Origin of the sequence: Roseobacter sinensis, from assembly GCF_025755255.1 — a bacterium.
In the GTDB taxonomy this organism is placed as follows: Bacteria; Pseudomonadota; Alphaproteobacteria; order Rhodobacterales; family Rhodobacteraceae; genus Roseobacter; species Roseobacter sinensis.
In genome coordinates this window covers 1-1239 of record NZ_JALIEB010000061.1, presented here as the reverse complement: position 1 = coordinate 1239, position 1239 = coordinate 1, and the positions used below count along the sequence as shown (strand labels likewise).

General features: G+C 56.5%; 1 protein-coding gene. It reads left to right on the top strand.

Annotation, left to right across the window (positions count from 1 at the left end; all coding sequences use genetic code 11):
• The first annotated feature begins 59 nt into the window (after nucleotides 1–59).
• Nucleotides 60–1217, top strand: a complete 1158-nt coding sequence (locus tag MUB52_RS23875) for an IS30 family transposase (protein WP_263846661.1) — start codon at nucleotides 60–62, stop codon at nucleotides 1215–1217.
• Nucleotides 1218–1239: the final 22 nt, after the last annotated feature.

The window sequence follows — 1239 nt, the reverse complement described above, 5'->3', positions numbered from 1 at the left end:
TGAGGATTCAATGGGTGGTCGCAACACTTTAGTCTTTTTGGAAAGATGGAGTGTTGAAGATGAAGTATCGGACGAGGACGTTCTATACCGACCAGCAGAAGTCGGAGATGTGGGATCGGTGGCAGCGAGGAGAGTCACTGAGTTCCATTGGTCGCAGGTTTGACCGCGCATCTTCATCGATCTTTCCGCATCTGGCTTTGACGGGCGGCATTCGCCCTCCCGCGCGCAAGAGGTCTCGGCAGGCGTTGAGCCTCGAGGAGCGTGAAGAGATATCTCGTGGATTGGCATTGGATCGTTCTTTGCGTTCCATTACACACGATCTCAAGCGTGCCCCATCGACGGTTAGCCGGGAGGTCCGCAGAAACGGCGGGCGCAAGTCGTATCGCGCAGCCCAATCCGATCAACGCGCGTGGGACTGCGCAAAGCGACCAAAGGCCTGTAAGCTCTCTTTCAACGAGGCTTTGTGCCGGTTCATTGCTCGAAAGCTGCGATTGAAGTGGTCGTCTCAGCAGATCGCGGGATGGCTGATGCGCAGGCATCAGGAGGAGCAAGAGCGTGTGAGCCACGAAACGATCTATCGCAGCCTCTATGTGCAGACGCGGGGTGTTCTAAAGAAAGACCTTCAGCAATGCCTGCGCAGCCCACGCGCCATCCGCAGGTCCCGGCATGCAACGCAGAAGGGGCTGAAACTACGGAAGATCAAGGATGCAGTACCGATCAGTGAACGCCCGCCCGAAATCGAGGATCGCGCCGTGCCTGGCCACTGGGAAGGCGATTTGATCGTTGGCGCCAACAACAGCTACATTGCCACGCTGGTTGAGCGGCATTCTCGCTTCGTGATGCTGGCAAAGGTCGCAAACAAGGACACGCAGAGCGTCATCACCGCCCTGATCAAGCAAGCCCGCAAACTGCCCAAGGAGCTCTACCGCTCGCTGACATGGGATCGTGGCTCAGAAATGACGGGCCATCTGACCTTCACCATGGCCACCAAGATTGACGTCTATTTCTGCGATCCTCAATCGCCGTGGCACCGTGGTAGCAACGAAAATACCAATCGCCTCCTGCGCCAGTACTTTCCAAGAGGCCTCGACATATCAGCTTACAGCCAAGCCAAGCTCAGCGCCGTTGCGAGGCAACTCAACGAACGGCCACGAAAGACCTTACAATACGAAACACCGGCACAGAAGTTTGCTCAGTGTGTTGCGGCGACCCGTTGAATCCACATCTTGCAAAGCAGAC